Source organism: Terrisphaera buseokensis (assembly GCF_047521145.2).
Classification (GTDB): Bacteria; Verrucomicrobiota; Verrucomicrobiia; order Opitutales; family Opitutaceae; genus ER46.
The window spans coordinates 6,197,829-6,223,556 of record NZ_CM134186.1 but is presented as its reverse complement, the minus strand read 5'-3'; the positions used below and the strand labels follow the sequence as shown (position 1 = coordinate 6,223,556).

Here is a 25,728-nt window from a genome sequence, read left to right as displayed (position 1 = left end):
GACACCATAATGATTCAACCCAACGACACCGCCGGCGCCCGTGAGTCACGCGAGGCCATCGGCTTGGAAGAGAGCGCGTTCGACTGCGTGTCCATCACCGTCGCCTCGCCCGAGACCATTCGCAAATGGTCCAAGGGCGAAGTGAAGAATCCCGAGACGATCAACTATCGTACCTTCAAGCCCGAGCCGGGCGGCCTCTTCTGTCAGAAGATCTTCGGCCCGGTGCGCGACTACGAGTGCGCGTGCGGAAAGTACAAGCGGATCAAATACAAGGACGTCGTGTGCGATCGCTGCGGCGTCGAGGTCACGATCGCCCGCGTCCGTCGCGAGCGCATGGGCCATATCGAGCTGGCTGTTCCGGTCGCTCACATCTGGTTCCTGAAGTCGATGCCGAGCCGTCTCGGCCTCCTGCTCGACATGACCGCCCGCTCCCTCGAGCGCGTGATCTACTACGAGAACTACATGGTCATCGACCCGGGCAAGACCCCGCTGGAGATGAAGCAGCTGCTGACCGACACCGAGTACCGTCAGGCGCTCGATGAATACGGTGATGACTCGTTTGTCGCCAAGATGGGCGCCGAGGCGGTCCGTGACGCCCTCGTCAAGACCGACATGGAAGCCACTGTCGCCGAGCTGCAGGAGCAGATGCGCGCGACGAAATCGAAGCAGATCAAGAAGAAGCTCTCGAAGCGTCTCAAGGTCATCCAGGGCTTCATCCATTCGAAGAGTCGTCCGGAGTGGATGGTACTTGAAGTGCTTCCCGTGATCCCGCCGGACCTGCGCCCGCTCGTCCCGCTCGAAGGCGGCCGCTTCGCGACCTCCGATCTCAACGATCTCTACCGCCGCGTCATCAACCGCAATAATCGCCTGCGGAACCTGATGCAGCTGAAGACGCCCGATGTGATCATTCACAACGAGAAGCGCATGCTGCAGGAAGCGGTCGACGCGCTCTTCGACAACGGCCGTCATGGTCGTCCCGTCACGGGCGCTGGCAACCGTCCCTTGAAGTCCCTTTCGGACATGCTCAAGGGTAAGCAGGGTCGTTTCCGCCAGAACTTGCTCGGCAAGCGCGTCGATTACTCCGGTCGTTCGGTCATCGTCATCGGTCCCGAGCTGAAGCTCAACCAGTGCGGTCTGCCGAAGAAGATGGCGCTCGTTCTCTTCGAGCCGTTCATCATCCGCCGCCTCAAGGAACTCGGCTTCGTGCATACCGTCCGCGGTGCGCGCAAGATGATCGAGAAGAAGTCCCCGGAAGTCTGGGACATCCTTGAGGAAGTCACGAAGGGCCACCCGGTGCTGCTCAACCGCGCGCCGACGCTGCACCGTCTGTCGATCCAGGCTTTCGAGCCGATCCTGATCGAGGGCGAGGCCATCCGCATTCACCCGCTCGTTTGTACCGCGTACAACGCGGACTTCGACGGCGACCAGATGGCGGTCCACGTGCCGCTTTCGCTCGAGGCAATCATGGAGTGCAAACTCCTCATGATGGCCACGTCGAACATCTTCTCGCCCTCCTCCGGCAAGCCGATTCTGACGCCGTCCCAGGACATCGTTCTCGGCGCCTACTACCTCACCATCGAGCCCCGCACCAAGCCGGCCAAGGGTGTCCGCGTTCCGCTGCTCAGCGGTCTGCAGGAAGTCCTCTACGCGAAGGCTGACGGTGCGCTCAAGATGCACGATTGGGTCGACGTTCCGAATCCCGATTTCGGCCGCGAGACCGTGTTTGGCGATACGAAGCGCAAGATCGTCCGCACGACGGTCGGCCGGGTCATCTTCAATCAGATCTGGCCGGTCGGTCTCGGTTTCGTGAACTTCCCGGTGCCGAAGAGCAAGTTGGGCGACCTGATTCTCAACACCTACAAGATCACCGGTAACCAAATCACCGTTGAAACGCTCGACAAGCTGAAGGAGCTCGGTTTCCAAACCGCGTTTCAGGCCGGCATCTCGATCGGTATCGACGACATGATCATTCCGGACTCGAAGAAGGAAATCGTCGCCGATTCGCGCAAGAAGATCGCCGAGGTCGAAGGCCAGTTCAACAAGGGCATCATCACCGACGGCGAGCGCTACAACAAGGTCGTCGACATCTGGACCGGCGCCACCGACAAGATCGCCAAGGAAGTCTTCGCGAAGCTCGAGAACAACGATGGTCGGACCGAGGTAAACCCGGTCTACATCATGATGGACTCCGGTGCGCGTGGTAACAAGCAGCAGGTCCGCCAGCTGTGCGGCACCCGCGGCCTGATGGCCAAGCCCTCCGGCGAAATCATCGAACGACCGATTCTGTCCTCGTTCCGCGAGGGCCTCACGGTTCTCGAGTACTTCATCTCGACGCACGGCGCCCGTAAGGGTCTTGCTGATACGGCGCTCAAGACGGCGGATGCCGGCTATCTCACCCGCAAACTCTGCGACGTGGCGATGGACGTGATCATTGCCGAGGACGATTGCGGTTCCCGCGATGGCGTTTGGAAGAAGGCCATCTTCGAAGGTGACGACGAAATCGTCGGCCTGAAGGAACGTATCATCGGTCGCTTCTCGAGCGACGACGTCATCAATCCCATCAACCCGTCCGAGATTCTCGTCGGTTCCGGTGAGATCATCACTGAGGACATGGCGGCGAAGATCGACGAGCTCGGCATCGAGCGCGTGAAGGTCATGTCGCCGCTCACCTCGGTGAGCAAGGGGGGCATCGATGCGAAGTCCTACGGCATCAATCCCGCGACCAACAAGGTCGCGAAGATTGGTGACTCGGTCGGCATCATCGCCGCCCAGTCCATCGGCGAACCCGGCACGCAGCTCACGATGCGTACGTTCCACATCGGTGGCGTCGCGTCCGGCGGATTCAAAACGCCCGAAATTCGCGTCAAGGCCGCCGGTACGATCAAGTACCGTGGTCTTCGCCTCGTGGAAACGGCCGACGGCGGCTCCATTGTCCTCAACAAGACCGGCACCATCCAGGTGCTCGACGCCGATGAAAAGGAGTTGGAAGTCTACAACATCGTTGTCGGCTCCTTCCTCCACGTCGGCGACGGCGAGAAGATCGAAAAGGGCGCTGTGCTGGCCCAATGGGATCCGTACAACGTTCCGGTTCTCTCCGAGAAGGGCGGCTCGTTGCACTTCAAGGACATGATCCCCGGTGTCACCGTCAAACGTGAGCTCGACGAATCGTCCGGCCGCATCGCGACCGTCGTCATCGAGCATAAGGAGGACCTCAATCCTCAGATCGAGGTGCGTGACGCGAAGAACAAGCCGCTCGCGGCTTATTCGATTCCGGTCGGCGCGCAGATCGCAGTGGGCGAGGGCGACACCATCGCCCCCGGCGCACTGCTCGCCAAGACGCCGCGTCAGGCTTCGAAGACGAAGGACATCACCGGTGGTCTCCCCCGCGTTGCCGAGCTGTTCGAAGCTCGCCGGCCGAAGGACGCCGCCGAGATGTCACGCATCGATGGCATCGTGTCCTTTGAGGGCACCGTCCGCGGCAAGCGCAAGCTGGTCGTGAAGAACGACGAGACGCAGCAGGAAGAGGAGCATCTGATCTCCACCGGCAAGCACATCATCGTGCAGCCCGGTGACGTCGTCCACAAGGGCCAGCACCTCACCGAAGGTTCCGCGGATCCGCATGAGATCCTCGAGATCCTCGGGCCGTCGGCGCTGTATGATTTCCTCATCTCGCAGGTGCAGGAAGTCTATCGCCTCCAGGGCGTGACGATTAACGACAAGCACATCGAGATCATCATCCGCCAGATGCTGCGTAAGGTTCGGATCACCGATCCGGGCGATACGGAGAACTTCTGGGGCGAGCAGGTGGATCGCGCCACGTTCCTGGCTGAGAACAAGCGAATCGAGGAGGCCGGCGGTAAACCCGCTGAAGCCGAGCCGATTCTCTTGGGCATCACCAAGGCGTCGCTCGAGACCGAGAGCTTCATCTCGGCCGCCTCCTTCCAAGAGACGACCCGCGTCCTCACCGACGCCTCGACCCTCGGCAAGGTGGATCTCCTGAAGGGCTTCAAGGAAAACGTCATCATGGGTCACTTGATTCCGGCGGGCACGGGCCTGCCGACCTACAAGCAGCTCAAGATCACGCTGCCGTTTGGCGCCGAGCTTCCGCTCGAGGAGCCGAAGGCAGCCGAAGCTCAGGCTACGGCCAGCTGAGGTCGCGCCGATTGGTAGTTCACTTTCAAGGCCGCGGGCATCTGCCCGCGGCCTTTTTCTTTGCGGATGGAGAAGCGCAAGGCGCATCGCCGATGTTTCCGGACCAGCCGCCCCGCGTTCGACGGATTCTTCCGAACTCACCACGCCCGCCGTGAACGCTCGAATGTGTCCCTGTCAAACCAGGGAGCGTCCGTGCGGAACGCCGATCGGTCCGAGCGAAACGCTGCACCCGGTGCGCGGAATGCTGCATCCGCCCTGCGGAGCGCTGTGATTGCTCCGCGGATTACTGCGGCCGCGCTGCCAAATGCTATGGTGTATTCGCGAAACGCTGGACCCCGCGCGCAAAATGCTGTGGTCGCTCCGCGGAATGCTGTGGTGACTCTGCGGAACGCTGTGATGACTTTGCCGAATGCTGTGATGACTCCGCGGATTGCTGTGGTTCGCGTGCGGAATGCTGTGACGGTCGCGCGGAATGCTGTGGCGCTGGCGTCGAACTTTGTGGCTGCTCTGCGAAACGCTGTGGCCGCCGCGCAATCTGCTGTGGTGTTTCGGCTGAACGATTTAAGCCTCTGTTCATGAACAGCTAAATTCGCGCCGGCTGGATTTTGCGGTCTCGATTCACCGCGGGGCGCGCGTCAGCATTCCCTCCTGCCTGGGGGGAATGCACCACCGCTGCGACGCCATGGGGCTTTTCAGTGCCCTCCAAGGCAATTGAACGGAAACTGAATCCGGTGTCTGATGCAGGCGGGGTGCCCTCACCCCGCAGATTGGCAGGATCGAATCGATCCGCGGGGTAAGGGCACCCCGCCCACAGCGGCTACAGTTCAACTGAAACTACGTTAAACCAGAGTAATACCAACAGCCTCTAACATTTAGACTATACAAGCAGGTCGCTTTGGAGTAGTCCGGGGGCATGGCGAGAACTCTACCGAAACTGGGCGAGGAAGTGGTGGCACAGATTGAGGCGGCGTGGACGCAGTCCCAGCCGGACTGGGCGCGGCGGCGCCTGCTGGTGGTGCGGCTGATCGCGCAGCACGAACTGACGGTGGCGGAGATCATGAAGATTGCGGATGTGTCGCGGCAGACGGTGTTCACGTATCGGGACAAGGTCGTCGCCGGCGGCGTGGCCGCTCTGCTGCAGCGGGGCAAGGCGCCGGGAAACCGGCCGGCCGTGCGTGGGGCCGTGCAAACCGAGTTCCTGGAACGGTTGGCCGCCGGGCAGTTCCGGCGAGCGAAGGACGCCCAAGCTTGGATTAAGAAGCGCACCCGCAAAACCCTCAGTGAGAGCGGTGCCCTCAAGGTGCTGCGCCGGTTGGGCGGTAAGCTCAAAGTGCCCCGCAAGAGCCATGCGAAAAAGGATCCCGCGAAAGCCGCGGCCTTCAAAGTCGAACTGCCCCTGAAACTGGAAGCGCTCGCCGGTCCGGCCGCGCGCACCGGACAACCGGTGCGGTTGTGGGTGCTCGATGAGCACCGCTATGGCTTGTTGCCCGTGATCCGTCGGGTCTGGGGCCAACGCGGGGTCCGCGTGCACGCCCCGTATGCGACGCGTTATCAGTGGGGCTACCTCCACGAGGCGCTGGAAGTCGATGGCGCCAACCGCCTGGAACTACTGTTCACCCCGTGCATCGACCAAGACGTGCATGCGCTGTTTCTTCAACAGCTCGGCGCCACGGACCCGGCGGCGTTGCATGTCGTGATCCAAGACCAGGCCGGCTTCCACCTGCCAGTCGCGGATCCGCGGTTGCCCAAGAACGTCCGACTGCTGCCCCTGCCGCCCTACAGCCCAGAACTCAACCCGGTCGCGAAACTCGGTGACTTGGTGAAGGACCAGATCTGCAATCGGCTCTATCCGAGCCTGCGCCGCCTCGAAGATCATCTGCTCGCCGCGCTGCGACCGTGGCGCACCGAGAGCGCCCGCGTCGCGGAGTTGATTGGCCGCGGCTGGCTACTCGACGGCGTAAACGCTGGCGCGCCAACCTAAAGTCTAATTAATAACGGCGATTGGTATAATTCAGTTGCCCGCCACTGGGTGAGAAGGAGACCGAGTCCCCCAGTCGCTGCACGTTTTCATCCTGCTATGGAACCTTCCCTCTATCGCTATACACATTTTGTTCTTGCATTCTTAAGAACATTGCTCCAACCGTTTCGTGATTCAATTCCGTCGCGGCGCTCTCGCATACATTGCAAAGCGCCGCCGCCGCCGGGAAACCGGGACGGAGGGCTTCATGTAAGCCCGGTCTGTAGCAAGGTCGGGCAATCCCAAAAGTCCGCCGTCTTGACTCCGGCAGCCGTCTTTTCCTCCTCGTAGCAACGTCGATGTAAGGGCGGCTCACCGCCCGGTCGCAGGATGGAAGTGAACCCCATTTGCGGCCCCTGCGGGTGCCGGTGAGTTGTTATAGGCTGATATGTTATTGGTCCGGCTCATCGTTCTTCATGAGCCGCGAATACCTCCCGCAAGGGATTATATAAAATAAATAGGTTAGTTATGTCAGTTGTATCAGTTCAGCGAGGGTTCGTTCCCTCGACCGGCACGCTTGTGAGCGTTGCCCAGCGTCTCCTCGGAGCGCTCGAAGACAGGACCATCGGTGCGCCGGTGGTGTTAAGTTTGTCCCCGACATTCGTCGCGGACTTCACGGCCCAGATCGCGCTCGTCGCGAAGTTGGGCGCCGACCAGAGCGGAGCCATCGGTTCGATCGGCACGCTCGTCCAGTCGCAGGCGGAAACCTTGGCGGAGTTCTTCCACCAGGCGTCCGTCGCGCGGCGGGTGGCCCGGCTGGCCTTTCCCGGCCAGCACACGCTGCTGCACGGTGAATTCCAGGTGGGCGCGACGGGCTCGCGCGATTTCGCGCGGGTGCTGGAGCGGGGGCGCAAGCTTCTGGCGGCCTGCCACCGTTACGCCCTGGAGCTGGCGCCCTATGGTTGGTTGCCGACCAGCACGGAAGCGTTCGAGAAAACGGTGGAAGCTTTGGCCGACATCAATCGCGAGCGTGAACAGGTGGCCGACGGCAAGCTCGGTGTCACCGCCGGACGACTCGTCGCCGCGAACATGCTGTACCGTCAGTGCCTGACGGCGCAGAACGTCGCCCGCCTCGTTTACGCCGGAGGGCGCGCCGCCGCGGATCCTGCATCCGTGGAGGCCAGGGCCCGCTTTCTCCTCGGAGAATTCCCGCGGCGCGTGGCAGCTGCCCCGGCCCCGCTCCCGGCCGGCGCCGTGGCAGCGGTGACGGCCCCCGCCGCAGCCATCGCGTAGTCGACTTCCGCTTGCAGAGGGGCGGGGGGACATCCAATGAGCGATCGCACGGGGGCAGTCTACTGAACGCTGATTTTGGCTCCGGCGATGGAAACGTACGCGCAGGGCGCCGGCCCGCGGTGCGGTGCTAACGGGAACTCCAAGTATTTCGTTGAGCACCCGTCAGCGATCAGCGGACTGACCCGGTCCGAATCGCCCCTATTTCTCGCGCACGTAGTGGTGCTCGGAGGCGAAGAGCGCAGGGTTGGCCCGGTGCTCGCGGATGAGTTTCTGCAGCGCGGAGCGATCTTGGATACTGGCGGGGATCACCTTGCTGCTCAGCACGTGCAGCGTCAGCTTACGGGGATCGGTTTGGTGCGTCCACGTGAGGTAGGAATATTTTCGATTGGTGGGATCGAGATGCAGGACGCTGACGAACGGCATCGCGTCGAGATCGCTGTGCTGCGCCGAGTACAAGTCGCCGTTGTAGGTGAGGACGTAGGTAGCCGCGTCGAGCTGTCGTACGAACATGACATCCTTGCCCCCGACCTCGTGCCAGGTCCCGACCAGGCTCTCCTGGGTCGGGCGGGTCGCTGCAGCGGTGAGGGGAACCTCGTATTCACAGCCCGCACACATGAGCAGGCAGAACGCGCTGAGAAGACCGATGACAGCGGGGACGGTGGCGGCAAGGCGTGGGCGCATGGTGAGGTAGGCAGGGGTGGAACGCGTCGCAAGTATTTCAGGCCCGGTCCGATTCGTCACTGCTTTCGTTTCTCGCCGAGGACAGGCGGGGGGAGGCCGCGCCGTGTGGTGGCGGTTCGACCAGCGATCAGCGGCGAGACCGTCTTGTCGTCTCCTTCGCGAGCGAACTTACGGGTCAGTCCGCTGAACGCTGATTTTGGCGCCGGCGATGGAAATGTACACGCAGCGCGCCGGCCCGCGTCAGCCAATACTGCCGTCGCTTTCGGCTCAGCGGCGACGCCGGAAAGCGGGCTTTCAAGGTGCCTTTAGCGGAATTGACCCGGTGAGGTAGGAGCGAGTCGTTCTCTTCAAGAAGCACGGTCTCACGTTGTTGGGGCGGGGTCGCAGGGGGCGGAGCGTTGGTAGGCCGGGATCGGGGAGCGCAAGAGCGCAGGAAGGAATCTCACTCTGAAGCTGGCATGATTTACGGCTCCCCTTGCTAGCGGCGCGACGGAGCAACGGGTCCGATTCGATTATTCACGGCACCGCCAAGCCCGATGAAATAAACTCTCCCGATGAGATCGGGCTTGAGATCTGCCGCGGATCGTCAACCGTCTTCATTCCATTTTCGTCTGTCACACGCGTTGCCGCTCATCACGGTGACGCTTTTTCCACTCGCGAGGCCGCTCAGCGATCTGGTTCTCGCGACACTCGCTACATTTCGCCAAAAAGTTCTTGCCGAGCTTTAGGCGCGATGTAGCGTCGTCCCCTTTTCGTCACTTTTCACTCGTAAGTTTCCTTCTTCGTATGCCGACAATCAACCAACTCGTGCGCAAAGGCCGCCGCAAGGTGACCGCCAAATCCAAATCCCCGGCTTTGGCAGGTAATCCCTTCCGCCGTGGTGTGTGCGTGCAGGTCATGACCCGCACGCCCAAGAAGCCCAACTCCGCCATCCGAAAGGTCGCGAAGGTTCGTCTTACGAATGGTAACGAAGTGATCTCCTACATTCCTGACGAAGGTCACAATCTCCAGGAGCACTCGATTGTGCTCGTGCGTGGTGGCCGCGTGAAGGATTTGCCCGGCGTTCGCTACCACATTGTCCGTGGTACCCTTGACGCCACCGGCGTCGAGAAACGTCGTCGTTCGCGCTCCAAGTATGGTGTGAAGCGCCCGAAGGCCGCCAAGTAAGCAACCGTCCGTCAACAAACCGATTTCGCCATGTCACGTCGTCACAGAGCTGAAAAACGCCACATCGTCCCGGACAGCCGCTACAAAAGCCCGCTGGTTGCGCACCTCGTCAATGTCATCATGAAGAGCGGCAAGAAGAATCTTGCCCAGCGCATCGTCTACGGTGCGTTCGAAAAGGTGTCCGAGAAGCTTGAGAAGGGTGATCCGGTTGATCTGATGCTGGGTGCGTTGGAGAATGCGCGTCCTCGCCTCGAAGTGAAGAGCCGCCGCGTCGGTGGCGCCACCTACCAGGTGCCGATCGAGATTTCGTTTGAACGGCAGGAGTCGCTCGCGCTGCGTTGGATCGTCGACGCCGCTGGCGGACGCAAGGGCGTGCCGATGAAGGACGCCCTCGCGGCGGAGATCATCGATGCCTACAACAACACGGGCTCGGTTGTTAAGAAGAAGGAAGACACGCACAAGATGGCGCAGGCCAATCGTGCCTTCGCTCACCTCCGCTGGTAACTCTTTCAGGACCTACCGCTCATGTCCGCTGCTGCCGCACCCGCCATTATTGTCGTCACCGACAAGGCCAAGATTTCCCCGGTCAACTCCAAGGACCGGCCGTTTCCTCTCGAGTGGACGCGTAACATCGGTATCGCCGCGCACATCGATGCGGGCAAGACCACGACGACCGAGCGCATTCTCTTCTACTCTGGCGCCGTCCACAAGATGGGCGACGTGCACGAGGGCAACACGGTCACCGACTGGATGGAGCAGGAGCGCGAGCGCGGCATCACCATCACGGCCGCCGCCATTTCCTGCGCCTGGAATGCTTCCTGGGGCCCCTGGAAGGGAATCAAGCAGCGTATCAATATCATTGATACCCCCGGCCACGTGGATTTCACGGCCGAGGTCGAACGTTCCCTCCGCGTCCTTGACGGCGCCGTCGCCGTGTTCTGTGCGGTCGCGGGCGTGCAGCCCCAGTCCGAAACGGTCTGGCGCCAAGCCAACAAGTACAAGGTTCCGCGCGTGGCGTTCATCAACAAGATGGATCGCACCGGTGCCGACTTCTTCCGCGCGGTCTCCGAGATGCGCGAGAAGCTCAAGGCGAATGCGCATCCGATCTTTTTGCCGATTGGCAAGGAAGAGAATTTCTCTGGTCTGATCGACTTGGTCCAGAATGTCGCTTATTCGTTCGACGAAAATCCGAATGATGCGCTCGGGTTGAATCCCGTGACGATGCCGATTCCCGCGGATTTGGTCGCTCAGGCCAAGGAGTATCGCGACAAGCTCATCGAAGCCGTGTGTGATTTCGATGATGTAATCGCTGAGAAGTACCTCAACGGCGAAGAGATCACGGTACCGGAGCTGCTGCTCGGTGTCCGCAAGGCGACCATTTCGCTTCAGTTCACCGGCGTCATTCCCGGTTCCGCATACAAGAAGAAGGGCGTGCAGCGCCTCTTGGATTGCGTCGTCAATTTCCTGCCCAGCCCGATCGACGTTCCGCCGATGCAGGGTCAGGACAGCGACGGCAAGCCCGTCGAAGCGGTCGTGAGCGACAAGGCCAAGATGGCCGGTCTCGCGTTCAAGCTCTGGAACGATCCGTTTGTCGGTCGTCTGGTGTTCTTCCGGGTTTATACCGGCACCCTGCCTCGCGGCATGGCGGTGTACAATCCGCGTACCCGTCGTTCGGAGCGCGTTTCGCGTCTCGTGCTGATGCGCGCGATCGAGCGTGAAGAAATCGATTTGGCCTACTCGGGCGACATCTGCGCCGTCGTCGGAGTCAAGGACGTCATCACCGGCGATACGCTGTGTGACGAAGACTTCGACATCCGCCTCGAGCCGCCGTCCTTCCCGGAGCCCGTCATCTCGATGTCGATCGAGCCGAACTCCAAGGCGGACCAGGAAAAGATGGGCACCGCGCTCCAGCGTCTGGTCGCTGAAGATCCGACGCTGCGCGTCAAGACGGACCAGGACACCGGCCAGACGATTCTTGCCGGCATGGGCGAACTGCATTTGGACATCATCCGTGACCGGATGAAGCGTGAGTTCAAGGTCGAGGCGACCGCGGGCAAGCCGCAGATTGCCTACCGTGAAACGATCGCCAAGGGCGCCGACGGTGAAGGCAAGTTCATCCGCCAATCGGGTGGTAAGGGCCAGTACGGCCACGTCGTCATCAAGCTCGAGCCGAACGAAAAGGGCAAGGGCGTCGAGGTCGTCAACGAGGTCGTGGGCGGAACGATTCCGAAGGAATTCATCAAGCCGGCCACGGACGGATTGCTCGAAGGTGCCAACAATGGCGTGGTGGCCGGGTTCCCGGTCGTCGACGTCATCATCCGCATCATCGAGGGTTCGTACCACGAAGTCGATTCGTCGGAACTCGCGTTCAAGATGGCTGGAATCTTCGCGTTCAAGGACGCGATGAAGAAGGCCAACCCGATCCTGCTCGAGCCGATCATGGCCGTCGAGGTGACCACCCCTGAAGACTATCAGGGCGATCTGATGGGCGACATCAATCGTCGTCGCGGTCAGATTCAGGGCATGGAAAACAAAGCGGGCGCCTGCATCATCAACGCCTTCGTGCCGCTCGAACTTCTCTTCGGTTACGTCACTGACATTCGCTCGCTCTCCAAGGGCCGCGCCAGTGCCGGTATCACGCCTTCGCACTTCGAACAGGTGCCGAACTCTCTCCTCGCCAAGATCGTCGAAACCAACGCCAAGGGCCCGGCCCGCACGTAAACCTCCGTTCTTTTTCCGCCATGAAAGGCCAACGCATTCGCATCAAACTTCAGGGCTTCGACTATCGCGTAATCGATCAGTCGGCGCAGGATATCGTCGAGACGGCGAAGCGCTCCGGCGCTCGTGTTTCGGGCCCGATTCCCCTGCCCACCCGGATCGAGAAGCTCTCGGTCAATCGCTCTCCGCACGTCGACAAGAAGTCGATGGAGCAGTTCGAAACCCGCACACACAAGCGACTCATCGATATCATCGAGCCGACCGCTCAAACGGTCGACGAGTTGAAGAAGCTGAATCTCCCGTCGGGCGTTGATATCACCATCAACGTTTAAGACCCACCCTCAACCCGTAATCGAAGTCTAATCCGCACCCGGATTCCTTCACTCTACAGTTAGCAGTTGCTTGTGTGCCTCCGGGCACCGCCAAGCCCCTCGCTAAAGTAGGTCCGTTAAACGGAAACCTTTCCACCTACCGCTTAGCCTATGATCTCTGAAATTTTAGGTAAGAAACTCGGCATGACCCAAGTCTACGATGCACAGAACGTGCTCGTGCCGGTCACCGTAGTCGAAGCCGGACCCTGCGCAGTGGTCCAGGTCAAGACTGTTGCTACCGACGGCTACAACGCCGTTCAACTTGGCTTCTCGCAGAAGAAGGCCAAAAACACCGCCGGTGGCGAGATGGGTCACGCGAAGAAAGCGGGCCTTGAAAACGCCCCGCGCGTCCTTGCTGAGGTTCGCCTCAAGGATGCTCCGACCCTCAAGGTGGGTGATGTGGTCAACGCGACCTCGTTCTCCGAAGGCCAGCTCGTCGATGTCATCGGCATCACCAAGGGCAAGGGCTTCCAGGGCGTGGTAAAGCGCTTCCGTGTTGCTGGCGGTCCCGCCACCCACGGTTCGATGTTCCATCGCCGCATTGGTTCGGTCGGCATGCGCCAGACCCCGGGCCGCGTTTGGAAGAACCAGGCCATGCCTGGTCACATGGGCAGCGAGGCCCGCACGGTTCAGAATCTCCGCGTCGTCAAGGTCATCGCCGAGCGGAATCTCATTTTGGTGAAGGGTGCAATTCCCGGTGCCAATGGTGACGACGTCATCGTCCGTCTGGCCATCAAGGGTCAGTGGGCGCTCCCGACACCTCCCGCCGCAGCTCCGGTTGAGGCCAAGAAGGGCGCCGCCGCGGCCAAGCCCGCAGCGAAGCCGGCAGCCGCCAAGAAGTAAGGAGTACCCGCAGCCATGAAACTCACAGTTTTCTCCACCGACGGTAAGACGAGCAGCGAAAAAGATTTCGCGAACATTCCCACCTTTGAAGGTGACCGCGGCCTTCAGGCCGTGAAGGAAGTGATCGTCGCCATCAACGCCAACAACCGCCAGGGAACGCACTCCACGAAAACTCGTGGCGAAGTTCGCGGCGGTGGCAAAAAACCGTGGCGCCAGAAGGGCACCGGTCGTGCCCGTGCCGGCTCCATTCGTTCACCCCTGTGGGTGGGCGGCGGTGTCGTGTTTGGCCCGAAGCCCCGCGACTACTCCAAGAAGATCAATGACAAGGTGAAGCAGCTCGCGTTCAGCCGCGCGCTCTTCGACCGTGCTTCCGCCGGCGAAATCGCCGTCATTGAGGCCTTCGACACCAAGTTGGTGAAGACGAAGTCGATCAACGCGGTTGTCACGCTCATCGCGCCCAAGGGCAAAGTGCTCCTCGTGGACGCTCCGTTCGCGGTCGCGGCCAGCCGCGCTTCGCGCAACATCGAGCGCGTCACGCTGCAGGATGCCTCTAAACTCAACACGCTGGATTTGGCTCAATACGCCAAGATCATCGTGAGCACCAAGGCGCTCGACACCATCATCGCCCGCGCCAACGGAGGGAAAAACTAATGCAAGCCGACAAGATCCTCAAACTCGTCCGCCTGACCGAGAAGTCGAACAAGCTCTCGTCCGAGCTGGGCCAGTACACCTTCGAGGTATACGGTCACGCCAACAAGCACCAGATCGCCGAGGCCGTTGAGCAGACCTTCAAGGTCACGGTTCGTCGCGTGAATACGCAGACCTATCGCGGCAAGAACAAGAAGAGCCGCCAGGGTCGCCCGAGCGTCGGTTCCGACTACAAGAAGGCCATCGTTACGCTGAAGGCCGGCGACAAGATCGAGCTCGTCTAAGACGAACTCGCCAAACCCGGAGAACAACAAAATGGCTATCCATTCATTCCGTCCGCTCACGCCTGCTGGCCGATTCACTTCGCTCAACAAGACCACCTCCGAGCTTTCCAAGAAGCGCCCGGAGCGTGCTCTCACCGAGAGCAAGCACAAGACCGGTGGTCGCAACGTTTATGGCCGCATCACCTCGCGTCACCGCGGCGGTGGTCACAAGCAGCTGTATCGTATCATCGACTTCCATCGCGACATCGTCGACATGCCGGCCAAGGTGCAGGCGATCGAGTACGATCCCAATCGCACGGCGAATCTCGCTCTCGTGGCCTACACGAACGGTGAGAAGCGTTACATCATCGCGCCGAAGGGCCTCAAGGTCGGCGATTCCATCTTCGCCTCGTCCAAGGCCACGACGAACGACTTCAACGTCGGCAACAACTTCCCGCTCGCGATCATCCCGCCGTCGACCCTCGTCCATTGCGTCGAGCTCGTCCCGGGCCGCGGTGCGAAGATTGCCCGTTCCGCCGGCACGAGCCTCGAGCTCGTCGCCGTTGAGAATGGCCAGGCCACGCTGAAGATGCCGTCCGGCGAACTCCGCATGCTGCACCCGAACTGCCGCGCCACGATTGGCGAGGTCGGTAACGGCGACCACAATCAGCAGTCGCTCGGCAAGGCCGGTCGTCGTCGCTGGCTGGGTGTTCGTCCCACCGTCCGCGGTGTGGCGATGAACCCGGTCGATCACCCCAACGGTGGTGGTCAGGGTAAGTCCAAGGGTGGTGGCGGTCGCCAGCACCTCGTGTCGCCGTGGGGCCAGTTGGCCAAGGGTTATGTGACCCGCAAGCGGTCCAAGCTCTCCACGAGCCAGATCATCACTCACCACAACGGCCGCAAGCCGCGCAACAAGAAGTAATCCCGCCCTTTTCGCACCATGGCACGTTCCATCAAAAAAGGCTTCTTCGTCGACTACCACCTGCTCGAGAAAATCGAGAAGGCCACGAAGGCCGGCGCCAAGAAGCCCATCCAGACCTGGTCCCGTCGTTCGACGATCACGCCTGATTTCATCGGCCACACGTTCAGCGTCCACAATGGCAAGGCGTTCATCGCCGTCTACGTCACGGAGAACATGGTCGGTCACAAGCTCGGCGAGTTTTCTCCCACGCGTATCTTCAAGGGTCACGGTGGCATGACGCGCAAGGAAATCTAAGACCGCTGCTTCGTCGTCCCATGCTTCTCCGTTTCGTCAACGTTCTCCTGCTCGCACTCGTCGCCGCCGCTCCGCTTTCGGTGCGTGCTGCGGCGTCGACGGGCACGGCGGGCGTGGTGGCGGTGGAGCAAACGCGGGTCGCCGATCTCGTCATGCTGGGCCGCGGCTTCGACGCCGGACTTCGCCAGGGCATGGTGTGCCGCGTTCTGCGCGGCACGACCGAGGTCGCCGAGATTCTCGTGGTCGACCTACGTCCGTCCTGCAGCGCTGCGTTGATTCTCAACGTCGCGCGGGGCCAGTCGATCCGGGCGGGCGATGTCGCCAGCATCAAAGTTCTCAAATCTTAACTCAGACAAAACTCAAAGGGTAGGGCGCCGCTCTGCGTCACGCCACTATCGCCGTCCCTTCGGGACGGAATCCTCACTAACACCATGGAAGTTCAAGCCCTCACTCGCTACGCGCGCATGTCCCCTAAAAAGGTGCGCGAGGTTGCCCGCACGATTCAAGGTCGCAAGGCCTCGGAAGCCGTCGATTATCTGATGCTCGTTCCGCGCAAGTCGGCGAAGCTCATTGCCAAGACGCTGAAGAGCGCGATCGCGAACGCTGAGAATAACAACAATCTCTCCGCCGACACCCTCCGCGTGAAGAGCGCCATCATTGAGAACGGTCCCGTCCTCAAGCGCTTCAAGGCCGGAGCTCGCGGCACCGCGATGCCCCGCCGGAAGAAGATGTCCCACATCCGCATCATCCTGTCGGACGGCAACACCAACTCGTAATTTACTTCCATGGGCCAAAAAACAAACCCGATCGGCTTCCGTCTCGCCGTCCGCCGCAACTGGCAGTCCCGCTGGTACGCCAGCAAGAAGGATTTCGGCAAGCTGCTGCACGAGGACCAAATCATTCGCTCGAAGCTGATGGAGAAGCTCAAGCAGGCTTCCGTTCCGCGCATCTTCATTGAGCGCGCTTCGAACCGCGTCCGCGTCAAGATTTACACCGCCCGCCCCGGCATCGTCATCGGCCGCAAGGGACAGGAGATCGAGAAGATCAAGGAAGAGTTGGCGAAGCTCACCGGCAAGGAGATCCTCCTCGACATCCAGGAGGTGAAGAAGCCCGAGATCGAAGCCGCCTTGGTGGCCGAGAACGTGGCTCTCCAGCTCGAACGCCGCATCGCTTTCCGTCGCGCCATGAAGAAGGCCGTGGAAATGGCCATGGCGCTTGGCGCCGAGGGCATTCGTATCCAGTGTTCCGGCCGTCTCGGCGGCGCGGACATCGCCCGTCGTGAGTGGCAGCGCAAGGGCCGCGTGCCGTTGCACACGCTCCGTGAGAACATCGACTACGGCTTCGCGGAAGCGCTGACCGTGTACGGCAAGATCGGCGTCAAGTGCTGGATCTGCAAAAAAGAGTCCGACAACAATTGATCATCAGGCACGAGGCCAGAGGCTAGGGGCGAGAGAAACGTCCCCGGCTCTGCCTCTCGCCTCACACCTTTAGCCTCTAGCCTATTTTCCCATGGCAGCAATTTCACCCGCCCGCACCAAGTACCGCAAGTCGATGAAGGGCTCCCGCGCTGGCAATGCCAAGCGCGGCAACACCCTTGCTTTCGGCGAATTCGGCCTGCAGTCCCTCACCCGCGGACCGATGACCGGCCAGCAGATCGAGGCGGCTCGCGTCACGATCTCCCGTCACCTGAAGCGCAAGGGCAAGCTCTGGATCCGCGTTTTCCCGCACAAGCCGGTCACCAAGAAGCCCGCCGAAGTGCGCATGGGTCAGGGCAAGGGCCCGGTCGAGTACTACGTCGCGGTCATCAAGCCCGGCGCTGTGCTCTTCGAACTGGCCGGCGTGCCTCTGACCACTGCGAAGGAAGCCTTCCGGCTGGCCGACGCCAAGCTCCCGTTTCACTGCCGGTTCATCCAGCGCGACGGTTCCGCGGCTTAAAGAGAAACCTCAACACGCACCGTCATGACTTCGAAAGAAATCCGCGACCTCTCTCCCGCTGAGATCACCACCAAGCTTCGCGAAATCCGCGAGCAGCTCCTCCAGCTGAAACTGCGCAAGCAGACCGGCCAAGTCGAGAAAACGCATGAGCTGCGCACGCTCCGCAAGGACATCGCGCGCCTCGAGACCATTCAAAATCAGAAGAAGCAGGCTCCGAAGGCCGCATAACTAATTGCGGATTGGTGATTGCGGATGGCGGGTTCACCCGAATCGACCGCAAGCCCAATCCGAAATCCGCAATCCGAAATCCGAAATCAAAATGTCCACCGCCACCGAAGGTCAGCGCACCACGCGCAAAACCCAGATCGGCTTCGTCGCGAGCCGTTCCGGCGACAAGTCGATCAAGGTCACGATCGCCTACAAGACGCCGCATCCGCTTTACCACAAGGTCGTCAACCGCCAGACCGCGCTTCACGTCCATGACGAGAAGAACGAGACCAAGGTCGGCGACAAGGTCGAGGTCATGGAGACCCGTCCGATCAGCCGCCTCAAGCGCTGGCGCGTCGTGAAGGTGTTGCAGAAGGCCGTGACGGCCGATGGTGCTGCCATCACCGAGACGGATGTCGCGGCGGCAGTTCCCACCAAGACCACGAAGAGCTCCGACGCTGCCGCTTCCGCGGCATCGAAGGCCTGACCCTTAACCATCCAACCATTCAAGGAGTCACGCCATGATCCAACTGCGCTCCATTCTCGAGGTCGCCGATAATACCGGTGCCCGCAAAGCCGCCCTCATTCAACGCATGGGCCAGCAGACGTTTTACGCCCATGTGGGCGACGTCGTTACGGTCCACATCAAGGAGAGCACCGCCGACGCCACCGTTAAAAAGGGTGAAGTCGCCAAAGCGGTCGTCGTTCGCACCAAGGCGCCCGTGCGCCGCGCTGACGGCAGCTACCTGCGTTTCGACAGCAACGCGATCGTCATCATCGACGCGACCAACAACCCGCGTGGCACCCGTATCTTCGGACCGGTCGCCCGCGAACTGCGCGCGAAGAACTTCATGAAGATCATCTCGCTCGCCCCGGAGGTTCTTTAACATGCAGAAATTCCACGTTAAACGCGGCGACCAGGTCGTCGTCATCGCCGGTTCCCAGAAGGGCAAATCCGGCAAGGTGCTCGAGATTCTCGCGGCCAAAAACCGCGCCCGGATCGAAGGCGTCGCGATGATCAAGAAGCATCTCAAGAAGTCGGAGAAGCACCCGCAAGGCACCATCTCCGAGCTCGAGGGCTCCGTTCACATCAGCAATCTCATGCTCCAGTCGGTGTTCGACTCGAGCAAGCGCAAGAAGGCTGCTCCGGCCGCCTGATCTTTTGACGCCACTGCGCGCTTGCCTTCCCGGCAATGCGCCTGCGTTACTGAGCGCTTTTCCACTTAACTCACACTCTTCCTCGCCACGCGGTCGGTAATCGCGGGCCACTCAAATGAGCTACGTTCCCACTCTCAAAAAACTCTACATCGAGCAGGTTTCCCCTGAGCTCGTGAAGAGCCGCGGCTACAAAAACAAGCATCAGGTTCCGAAGCTGCTCAAGATCAGCCTGAACAGCGGCATCGATGCTGACGCCGACAAGAATCAGATTGCCGATGTCGCCCGCGACCTCGGTGCCATCGCCGGCCAGAAACCCGTCCTCCACCGGACGAAGCGAGCGATCGCCAACTTCAAGCTGAAGCCGAACCAGATCACCGGCTGCAGCGTGACGCTTCGCGGCAACAACATGTGGGAATTCCTTTATCGCCTGCTGGCGGTGGCGCTCCCGACGATTCGCGACTTCCGCGGCGTGCCGTCGAAGCTTGATGGCCAGGGCAACTACAGCCTCGGCATCACCGATTTCACGATCTTCCCGGAAATCACCGTTGAGAACGTGAAGAAGACGATGGGTCTCGACGTCACGATCGTCACCTCCGCTGAGACGGACGACGAGGCGCGTGAACTGCTCAAGGCGCTGGGCATGCCGTTCCGTCGCATCGAGCAGCAATCCAACGCGCCGAAAGCCACCGCCGCCTAATCCCATTTCGGATTGATGATTGCGGACTGCGGATCACACCGCGCTGCCGCGAACCAACCGATTCGCAATCCGAAATCCGAAATCGAAATTTAAGCCATGCCCAAGACCTCTGCCATCGAGCGCAACAAGAAGCGCACCAAACTCTCCGCCAAGTTCGCCGCCAAGCGCGCCGAGCTCAAGGCGCTCCTGATCAATCCCGCCACCACGGACGAGGAGTTTCACGCCACGCAGAAGAAGCTGCAGAAGCTTCCCCGCAATTCGTCGCCGACGCGCATCCGGAATCGCTGCTCCCTGAGCGGTCGTCCTCGCGCGTACATCCGCAAGTTTGGTGTTTCGCGTATCACCTTCCGCGAACTTGCCCTCGCTGGAAAGATTCCCGGCGTCATCAAGTCCTCCTGGTAAATTCAATTTGGCTCACGGGGGTTTATGCGCCTTTGGCGCATCGGATATGACCCGCGCGGCCGCTTAAAACCCATCCAACAATGACCGATCCGATTAGTGATTTCCTTACGCGTCTGCGTAACGCCTCCAAGGCGAAGCTCGATGTGTGCGTCAACCCGCACTCCAACCTGAAGGAAAGCGTCGCCGCCATCCTCAAGGCCGAGGGCTACGTTTCAGACTTCAGCAACAGCGTCGACGCCCAAGGCCACAAGACCCTCGTCGTTAAAATGAAGTACGTCGATGGCGCGCCCGCCATCACCGGCCTGACCCGCGTCTCGACGCCTGGTCGCCGTTTGTATTTCAGCTACACCGATATTCCGCGCGTCTTGAACGGTCTTGGCATCGGAATCATCTCCACGTCGAAGGGCCTCATGAAGGACGCCGACTGCCGCCGCAACAAGGCGGGTGGCGAACTAATCTGCAACGTTTGGTAATTGGCGCCGCGCCACTACCACCAGCCACTTTTATAAAATGAGCCGCATCGGCAAACAACCCGTTCCCATCCCGGACAAAGTCAAGGTCACCGTCACCGGCGACACCGTCTTCGTCGAGGGACCCAAGGGCAAAGTTCAGAAGACTTTCGCTCCTGTCGTCAAAGTCACCGTCGCTGCCAAGCAAGTCACGTTTGCTCCCAGCGAGGACACCCGTTTTTCCAAGGCCATGTATGGTACCGCGCGTTCCATCGTCGCCGGCATGGTCAAGGGTGTCACCGAAGGTTACGTGAAGGATCTCGAGATTCAGGGCGTCGGCTTCAAGGCCAACCTCAAGGGCAAGCAGCTCGATCTCGCGCTCGGCTACTCGCACCCGATCGTGATGGACATTCCCGAGGGGATCAAAATCACGGTCACCGATCAGACCAAGGTGAAGGTCGAAGGAGCTGACAAGCAGCTCGTCGGCGCCATCACGGCGGAGATTCGCAGCTACTACCCGCCGGAGCCCTACAAGGGCAAGGGCGTCCGCATCGTCGGCGAGCGCGTTCGTCGCAAGGAAGGCAAGACCGTCGCTTAAGGAGACCACCCATGAATACCGTCACGAAAGCCCGCCTCCTCCAAAATCGTCGCTGGCGCATCCGCAAGAAGGTCACCGGCACCGCGCTGCGTCCGCGCCTCGCCGTTCGCTTCACGACCAAGCACGTTTACGCCCAGGCGATCAACGACGACGCCGGCACGACCTTGGTGTTTCTCTCCAGCCTCGATGCCGAACTGCGCAAGCAGAAGCTCAAGGCCAACATCGCCAGCGCCAAGACCCTTGGCGTGGCCTTTGCCGCCAAGGCGAAGGCCGCGGGCATCACCTCGGTCGTATTCGACCGCAGTGGCGCTCCGTACCACGGCAAAGTTAAAACATTCGCCGACGCTGCCCGCGAAGGTGGCCTCCAATTCTAAGAACCGCATGAGCACCGAAAACAACGCGCCCGAGACCGTCACGCCTGCGACCGAGTCCGTCGCGCCTGCTGCTGCCGCACCGGCCGCCGCTCCTTCTTCTGATCGTCCGCAACGTGAACATCGGGGTGGCCAAGGTGGCTTCCGCGGTCATGGCGGCGGCAATCGTGGTCCTGGTGGCAATCGCGGCCCTCGCCGCGACAACCGGGACAAGCCCCAGGAGGGCGATGGTCCCACGATGATTGAGAAGGTCGTCTTCATCAATCGCTGCGCCAAGGTCGTCAAGGGCGGTCGCCGTTTCTCCTTCGCTGCTCTCGCCGTCGTTGGCGATGGCAAGGGCAAGGTCGGCATCGGCTACGGCAAGGCCAACGAAGTGCCGGACGCGATCAAGAAAGGTACCGCGAATGCCCACAAGCACCTCGTGAACGTGAAGCTGAAGGGCGACACGATTCCTCACGACGTCATGGGACAGTATGATGGCGGTCGCGTCATGTTGAAGCCCGCCTCCCCCGGTACCGGCCTGATCGCCGGCGGTGGTGTGCGTGCAGTCCTCGAGGCTGCCGGCGTCAAGAACATCCTCACCAAGTCGATGGGTTCCTCGAACCACATCGCCGTCGTGCACGCCACGCTCAATGGACTGCTGCAGCTCCGCCTCGCGGAGAACATCGCCAGCGTTCGCAAGAGCAGCTAAGCCGACCGGTCCAGCTCATCCAGAATCCGAGTTCCATCGCGCCGTAGTGCGCGATGGGGCGCCCTAGGAAATATCATGAAACTCCACGAATTGAAGAATGTAGCCGGTGCGGTGCACCGGAAGAAGCGCGTTGGTTGCGGCGAAGGCGGCGGTCACGGCAAAACCAGCGGTCGCGGCGGCAAGGGCCAGTCGGCTCGTTCCGGCAGCAGCATCCGTCCTGGTTTCGAAGGCGGTCAGATGCCGCTTTACCGCAAACTCCCGCATCGCGGGTTCAACAACTACAACCATCGCGTTGAAATCGCGGTGCTCAACGTCGGTGACCTCGCGTCGCTCGATGCCGGCATCACCGAGATCAACGCCGTGGTGCTCGCCGCCAACGGACTCATCCGTGGTGGTGAGAAGACGGTCAAGATTCTCGGGGATGGCGAAATCAGCCGGGCCTTGAAGGTCACGGCCGCCAAGTTCTCCGAGTCGGCCAAGGCCAAGATCGAAAAGGCTGGCGGCCAGGCGATCGTCGGCTGACGCCATTGCGGATCGCGGATTGCGGAGGCTGGATTGAAAGATCCACCTCCCGATTCGCGGTGATTCCGTCCGCAATTCGCATTCCGAAATCCGCAATCCCCTCCATGTTTTCCGCCTTCACGAACTCCCTGAAGATTCCGGAGCTTCGCTCCCGGATCTTCTACACGCTGTCACTGCTGTTCGTTTCGCGTGTCGCTTCGCATATTCCGCTGCCGGGTATCGATCCGCGCCCGCTGCAGAACTTCTTCGCCGAGCAGTCGGCCGGTGGCGCAGGCGCCCTGATTGGTCTGTACAACATGTTCACGGGTGGCGCGCTCATCAAGGGCGCCGTTGCCGCACTGGGCATCATGCCGTACATCAGCGCGTCGATCATCTTTCAGCTGATGACCGCAGTGGTGCCGGCGTTGAGCCGGTTGCAGCAAGAAGGTGATGTCGGTCGGCAGAAGCTGACGCAGTACACGCGTTATGCGACGGTTCTCATCTGTTTGATTCAGGGTACGCTGCTCCTCCTCGCGTTGCAGAATCCTGGACAACTCTTCACCGGTTATGATGTCGCGACCTACGGTCCGATTGTGATCGTTGACCGCTGGACGTTCATCACCACCTCGGTGATTTTCATGACGGCCGGCACGATGTTGCTGATGTGGCTCGGTGAGCAAATCACCCAGCGCGGGATCGGTAACGGTGTCTCGCTCCTCATCACAGTGGGCATCCTCGCCGACCTTCCTGGTGCGGCGCAGCAGACTTACCAGATGTTCTTCAAGCCGGTCGGCACCGGTCCCAGCCTCGGCCTTCCGCAGGCGGTCATCATGGTCGCGCTTTTTGTCATCGTCACGATGGGCATCATCGCGGTGGTGCAGGGGCAGCGCAAAATTCCGGTGCAGTACGCGAAGCGCGTGGTGGGTAACAAGGTCATGGGCGGCCAGAGTTCGTTCCTGCCCCTCAAGGTGAACTACTCGGGCGTCATGCCGGTCATCTTCGCCAGCGCGATTCTGCTCTTCCCTCAGCAAATCTTCTCGTGGGTCGGCGCGCACTTCCAGCTGAAATTCCTGACCGAGTTTTCCAATGAGCTGCTGCGCGGTAATTTTTGGTACTACTTCCTCAACACGATCCTGATCCTGTTCTTCAGCTATTTCTGGGTATCGGTCATGTTCAAGCCGATCCAGATCGCCGACGACCTGAAGAAGTATGGTGGCTACATTCCCGGCGTTCGTCCCGGTGAGCCGACGGCGCAGTTCTTGGATTTCATCATGACGCGTCTCACCCTCGCGGGTGCGGTGTTCCTGACGGTGATTGCGATTATGCCCGACGTCCTGCTCTTCGAGCTGAATGTCCCGACGCGTATCGCCTATTTCTTCGGCGGCACCGGCATGCTGATTACCGTGGGCGTCATCCTTGATACGATGCGCCAGATTGAGACCTTCCTCCTGCAGCGGCACTATGACGGCTTCCTCAAGAAGGGCCGGATTCGTGCTCGCAGTGCCAACCCGCAGCAGGGTTCCGCCGGTGAGGCGCTCAGTCACGAGGCCGTGATGAAAATTGCGCTCCCGATGCTTGGACTGTTGGTTTTGGGCGCAGGTATTTGGGCTTATAAGGTCTTCCTGAAATAAGTTCTTTACTCTGACGGCTGTGGCTGGCATCTCCGACCCCTTGTCGGCTTACGGCCCTGCCGCCAAAGCCAAGTTCCTTCTCCTCGGTTCGCCGGATTTTCGCTCTGAAAACCTGATGAACTGGGCCCGTTCTTTGAACATTGAGCACGTCTCTCCGCTTCGCCTCCCAAGGCCGGAGATTTCGCGCCGCGCGGTTTCGGCCGCTGCGGATGAAGATCGCCTGCTGGCGCAGATGCGCCGGTGGTTCTTCGCGCGCAAACCTGATGCGGGCTTTGTCCTGAGTGACTTCCCGGCTACGCTGCTCCAAGCAAAAGTGTTCGACGAATGGCTCGATGCTCGCGATGAGGCGCTTTACGGCGTCTTCGCCGGCCCCGGCTCCGGCGAGTCAGTCGTCCAACACTATCGCACGCTCGGCCTCTTGGATGAGGCGGGCACTCTCTCCGCGGCTGTGAAATCGGCGGCGGGACTCTCTGATGCTTCGGCGAAAGAGGGACATTCATGACGATCCCGATCAAAAACAAAGACGGTATCGCCCGGATGCGTGAGGCGTGTGCCATCGCCGCGACGGTCCTTGATCAAATCAAGCCCCTCGTCCGGCCTGGCATTACCACCCAAGACTTGGAAGAAGCAGGCCGCGATTGGATCGCGCGCCTCGGAGCCCGAAGCGCCTGCATCGGTTACCAGCACGGTTCCCGCCGCTACCCGGCGCACACCTGCATCTCGGTCAACGACGAGGTCGTACATGGCATCCCGTCCCTCCGCCGCGTTTTGCGCGAAGGCGACATTGTTTCGCTCGATATCGTGGTCTGGCATGACGGCTATGTGGGCGACAACGCCTACACCGTTCCCGTCGGTCCGATTTCACCCGCCAACGAAAAGTTGCTGCGCGTGACCCGCGAGTCCCTCGACTTCGGCATCAAGCAGGCATTGGTGGGAAATCGCATCGGCGATATCTCGGCGGCGATCCAGCAGTACGTTGAAGCCAACGGTTTCAGCGTCGTCCGCGATATGGTCGGCCACGGGGTCGGGGTCTCGATGCACGAGCCGCCCGAAATCCCGAACTTCGGCCGTCGCGGTAGCGGAGACAAAATCAAGCCCGGTATGACGCTCGCGATCGAGCCCATGGTCAACGCGGGTGGATACAAGACGAAGACGCTCTCCGACGGTTGGACGATAGTGACGGCGGATGGATCTCCCTCCGCTCACTTCGAGCATACCGTTCTCACTACCGAACGCGGACCGGAAATCCTGACGATTCCGCGCTCACCCAGTGCAGTTCCCGTTACCTTCTGAAGGGTCTCCGGACACTCCTCCCATTTTTCGATTCGGATTCCGAATCTCACCGTTCTCCTTCGTAAATCTCTCAACTAAGCCAAAGCCCAAACCACCATGCCTCGTCTCCTCGGCGTCGATATTCCCGCGAAAAAGAAAGTCGCGTTTTCCCTCCGTTACATCAACGGCATTGGTCCCACGCGGGCCGATCAGCTCGTCAAGGAAGCTGGACTGAACCCCGACATGCGGGCCCAGGACCTCACCGAAGAGCAGCTGAACAAGATTCTGCACATCATCACGGAGCACAAGTGGGTGCTCGAGGGCGATCTTCGCCGTGAGATTGCCGGCAATCTGAAGCGTTTGCAGGCAATCAATTGCTACCGTGGCGTTCGCCACCGTCGCAGCCTTCCGGTGCGCGGTCAGCGCACCAGCACCAACGCCCGTACCCGCAAGGGCCCGCGCAAGACCGTTGGCGTCACCAAGGCTAAAGAAGTCTAATCCCTTACT

At 60.9% G+C, this 25,728-nt stretch carries 32 protein-coding genes; 31 read left to right on the top strand and 1 reads right to left on the bottom strand.

Annotated elements, in window-relative coordinates; genetic code table 11:
• The first annotated feature begins 9 nt into the window (after positions 1-9).
• The 3 genes from rpoC (at position 10) to ACLJEU_RS23390 (ending at position 7,402) form a co-directional block, all read left to right on the top strand.
• The gene (gene rpoC / locus ACLJEU_RS23400; protein ID WP_414664103.1) at positions 10-4,152 is read left to right on the top strand and encodes a DNA-directed RNA polymerase subunit beta'; all 4,143 of its coding nucleotides are present in this window, start codon (positions 10-12) and stop codon (positions 4,150-4,152) included.
• A gap of 913 nt (positions 4,153-5,065) precedes the next feature.
• Positions 5,066-6,133: an IS630 family transposase gene (locus tag ACLJEU_RS23395; protein WP_457795296.1), complete on the top strand. Its 1,068-nt coding sequence runs from the start codon at positions 5,066-5,068 to the stop codon at positions 6,131-6,133.
• A gap of 555 nt (positions 6,134-6,688) precedes the next feature.
• Positions 6,689-7,402, top strand: a complete 714-nt coding sequence (locus ACLJEU_RS23390) for a hypothetical protein (RefSeq protein ID WP_414662710.1) — start codon at positions 6,689-6,691, stop codon at positions 7,400-7,402.
• Positions 7,403-7,600: 198 nt separating this feature from the next.
• Here the strand turns inward: ACLJEU_RS23390 and ACLJEU_RS23385 are convergent, their stop codons facing one another.
• On the bottom strand, positions 7,601-8,083 hold the full coding sequence (locus tag ACLJEU_RS23385; RefSeq protein ID WP_414662709.1) for a hypothetical protein: 483 nt from the start codon (positions 8,081-8,083) through the stop codon (positions 7,601-7,603).
• Between the two features lie 786 nt (positions 8,084-8,869).
• Here ACLJEU_RS23385 and rpsL point away from each other — a divergent pair.
• The 28 genes from rpsL to rpsM all read left to right on the top strand — a co-directional run bounded on the left by rpsL (position 8,870) and on the right by rpsM (position 25,719).
• Positions 8,870-9,250: a 30S ribosomal protein S12 gene (gene rpsL, locus ACLJEU_RS23380; RefSeq protein ID WP_414662708.1), complete on the top strand. Its 381-nt coding sequence runs from the start codon at positions 8,870-8,872 to the stop codon at positions 9,248-9,250.
• A gap of 30 nt (positions 9,251-9,280) precedes the next feature.
• Positions 9,281-9,754: a 30S ribosomal protein S7 gene (gene rpsG, locus ACLJEU_RS23375; RefSeq protein ID WP_414662707.1), complete on the top strand. Its 474-nt coding sequence runs from the start codon at positions 9,281-9,283 to the stop codon at positions 9,752-9,754.
• 21 nt (positions 9,755-9,775) lie between these two features.
• The gene (gene fusA / locus ACLJEU_RS23370; RefSeq protein ID WP_414662706.1) at positions 9,776-11,971 is read left to right on the top strand and encodes an elongation factor G; all 2,196 of its coding nucleotides are present in this window, start codon (positions 9,776-9,778) and stop codon (positions 11,969-11,971) included.
• A 20-nt stretch (positions 11,972-11,991) separates the two neighbouring features.
• Positions 11,992-12,300 (top strand): 30S ribosomal protein S10, encoded by a 309-nt coding sequence (gene rpsJ, locus ACLJEU_RS23365; protein WP_107836225.1) that lies wholly within the window; start codon positions 11,992-11,994, stop codon positions 12,298-12,300.
• Positions 12,301-12,450: 150 nt separating this feature from the next.
• The gene (gene rplC, locus ACLJEU_RS23360) at positions 12,451-13,182 is read left to right on the top strand and encodes a 50S ribosomal protein L3 (protein WP_414662705.1); all 732 of its coding nucleotides are present in this window, start codon (positions 12,451-12,453) and stop codon (positions 13,180-13,182) included.
• A gap of 15 nt (positions 13,183-13,197) precedes the next feature.
• Positions 13,198-13,833: a 50S ribosomal protein L4 gene (gene rplD, locus ACLJEU_RS23355; protein WP_414662704.1), complete on the top strand. Its 636-nt coding sequence runs from the start codon at positions 13,198-13,200 to the stop codon at positions 13,831-13,833.
• Complete coding sequence (gene rplW / locus ACLJEU_RS23350) at positions 13,833-14,114, top strand: 50S ribosomal protein L23 (RefSeq protein ID WP_414662703.1); 282 nt, start codon at positions 13,833-13,835, stop codon at positions 14,112-14,114. The genes rplD and rplW overlap by 1 nt, the downstream gene beginning before the upstream one ends.
• A 31-nt stretch (positions 14,115-14,145) precedes the next feature.
• Positions 14,146-15,015 carry a 50S ribosomal protein L2 gene (gene rplB / locus ACLJEU_RS23345; RefSeq protein WP_414662702.1) on the top strand — a complete coding sequence of 290 codons (870 nt, stop codon included), beginning with the start codon at positions 14,146-14,148 and terminating at the stop codon, positions 15,013-15,015.
• 18 nt (positions 15,016-15,033) lie between these two features.
• Complete coding sequence (gene rpsS, locus ACLJEU_RS23340; RefSeq protein ID WP_414662701.1) at positions 15,034-15,309, top strand: 30S ribosomal protein S19; 276 nt, start codon at positions 15,034-15,036, stop codon at positions 15,307-15,309.
• A gap of 20 nt (positions 15,310-15,329) precedes the next feature.
• The gene (locus ACLJEU_RS23335) at positions 15,330-15,656 is read left to right on the top strand and encodes a hypothetical protein (RefSeq protein WP_414662700.1); all 327 of its coding nucleotides are present in this window, start codon (positions 15,330-15,332) and stop codon (positions 15,654-15,656) included.
• Between the two features lie 84 nt (positions 15,657-15,740).
• The gene (rplV, locus tag ACLJEU_RS23330; protein ID WP_414662699.1) at positions 15,741-16,085 is read left to right on the top strand and encodes a 50S ribosomal protein L22; all 345 of its coding nucleotides are present in this window, start codon (positions 15,741-15,743) and stop codon (positions 16,083-16,085) included.
• 9 nt (positions 16,086-16,094) lie between these two features.
• Positions 16,095-16,727 carry a 30S ribosomal protein S3 gene (rpsC, locus tag ACLJEU_RS23325; RefSeq protein WP_414662698.1) on the top strand — a complete coding sequence of 211 codons (633 nt, stop codon included), beginning with the start codon at positions 16,095-16,097 and terminating at the stop codon, positions 16,725-16,727.
• Between the two features lie 91 nt (positions 16,728-16,818).
• On the top strand, positions 16,819-17,244 hold the full coding sequence (gene rplP / locus ACLJEU_RS23320; protein WP_414662697.1) for a 50S ribosomal protein L16: 426 nt from the start codon (positions 16,819-16,821) through the stop codon (positions 17,242-17,244).
• A gap of 24 nt (positions 17,245-17,268) precedes the next feature.
• Positions 17,269-17,472, top strand: coding sequence for a 50S ribosomal protein L29 (gene rpmC / locus ACLJEU_RS23315; protein ID WP_414662696.1), 204 nt, complete (start codon positions 17,269-17,271; stop codon positions 17,470-17,472).
• Positions 17,473-17,563: 91 nt separating this feature from the next.
• Positions 17,564-17,938: a 30S ribosomal protein S17 gene (gene rpsQ, locus ACLJEU_RS23310; protein ID WP_414662695.1), complete on the top strand. Its 375-nt coding sequence runs from the start codon at positions 17,564-17,566 to the stop codon at positions 17,936-17,938.
• Between the two features lie 34 nt (positions 17,939-17,972).
• Positions 17,973-18,338, top strand: a complete 366-nt coding sequence (rplN, locus tag ACLJEU_RS23305) for a 50S ribosomal protein L14 (protein WP_414662694.1) — start codon at positions 17,973-17,975, stop codon at positions 18,336-18,338.
• A gap of 1 nt (position 18,339) precedes the next feature.
• On the top strand, positions 18,340-18,609 hold the full coding sequence (rplX, locus tag ACLJEU_RS23300) for a 50S ribosomal protein L24 (protein WP_414662693.1): 270 nt from the start codon (positions 18,340-18,342) through the stop codon (positions 18,607-18,609).
• Between the two features lie 115 nt (positions 18,610-18,724).
• Complete coding sequence (gene rplE, locus ACLJEU_RS23295) at positions 18,725-19,306, top strand: 50S ribosomal protein L5 (RefSeq protein ID WP_414662692.1); 582 nt, start codon at positions 18,725-18,727, stop codon at positions 19,304-19,306.
• 96 nt (positions 19,307-19,402) lie between these two features.
• On the top strand, positions 19,403-19,708 hold the full coding sequence (gene rpsN / locus ACLJEU_RS23290; RefSeq protein ID WP_414662691.1) for a 30S ribosomal protein S14: 306 nt from the start codon (positions 19,403-19,405) through the stop codon (positions 19,706-19,708).
• A gap of 80 nt (positions 19,709-19,788) precedes the next feature.
• On the top strand, positions 19,789-20,181 hold the full coding sequence (gene rpsH / locus ACLJEU_RS23285; RefSeq protein ID WP_414662690.1) for a 30S ribosomal protein S8: 393 nt from the start codon (positions 19,789-19,791) through the stop codon (positions 20,179-20,181).
• 37 nt (positions 20,182-20,218) lie between these two features.
• On the top strand, positions 20,219-20,755 hold the full coding sequence (gene rplF, locus ACLJEU_RS23280) for a 50S ribosomal protein L6 (RefSeq protein WP_414662689.1): 537 nt from the start codon (positions 20,219-20,221) through the stop codon (positions 20,753-20,755).
• A gap of 11 nt (positions 20,756-20,766) precedes the next feature.
• Complete coding sequence (gene rplR, locus ACLJEU_RS23275; RefSeq protein WP_414662688.1) at positions 20,767-21,129, top strand: 50S ribosomal protein L18; 363 nt, start codon at positions 20,767-20,769, stop codon at positions 21,127-21,129.
• Positions 21,130-21,136: 7 nt separating this feature from the next.
• Positions 21,137-21,817, top strand: a complete 681-nt coding sequence (rpsE, locus tag ACLJEU_RS23270) for a 30S ribosomal protein S5 (protein WP_414662687.1) — start codon at positions 21,137-21,139, stop codon at positions 21,815-21,817.
• 75 nt (positions 21,818-21,892) lie between these two features.
• The gene (rplO, locus tag ACLJEU_RS23265; RefSeq protein ID WP_414662686.1) at positions 21,893-22,339 is read left to right on the top strand and encodes a 50S ribosomal protein L15; all 447 of its coding nucleotides are present in this window, start codon (positions 21,893-21,895) and stop codon (positions 22,337-22,339) included.
• 104 nt (positions 22,340-22,443) lie between these two features.
• A complete protein-coding gene (secY, locus tag ACLJEU_RS23260) occupies positions 22,444-23,949 on the top strand; it encodes a preprotein translocase subunit SecY (protein ID WP_414662685.1) in 1,506 nt (501 codons plus the stop codon).
• Between the two features lie 40 nt (positions 23,950-23,989).
• The gene (locus ACLJEU_RS23255) at positions 23,990-24,451 is read left to right on the top strand and encodes an adenylate kinase (RefSeq protein WP_414662684.1); all 462 of its coding nucleotides are present in this window, start codon (positions 23,990-23,992) and stop codon (positions 24,449-24,451) included.
• Positions 24,448-25,242 (top strand): type I methionyl aminopeptidase, encoded by a 795-nt coding sequence (map, locus tag ACLJEU_RS23250; protein WP_414662683.1) that lies wholly within the window; start codon positions 24,448-24,450, stop codon positions 25,240-25,242. Before ACLJEU_RS23255 ends, map begins: the two co-directional genes overlap by 4 nt.
• A 96-nt stretch (positions 25,243-25,338) precedes the next feature.
• On the top strand, positions 25,339-25,719 hold the full coding sequence (rpsM, locus tag ACLJEU_RS23245; protein ID WP_414662682.1) for a 30S ribosomal protein S13: 381 nt from the start codon (positions 25,339-25,341) through the stop codon (positions 25,717-25,719).
• Positions 25,720-25,728: the final 9 nt, after the last annotated feature.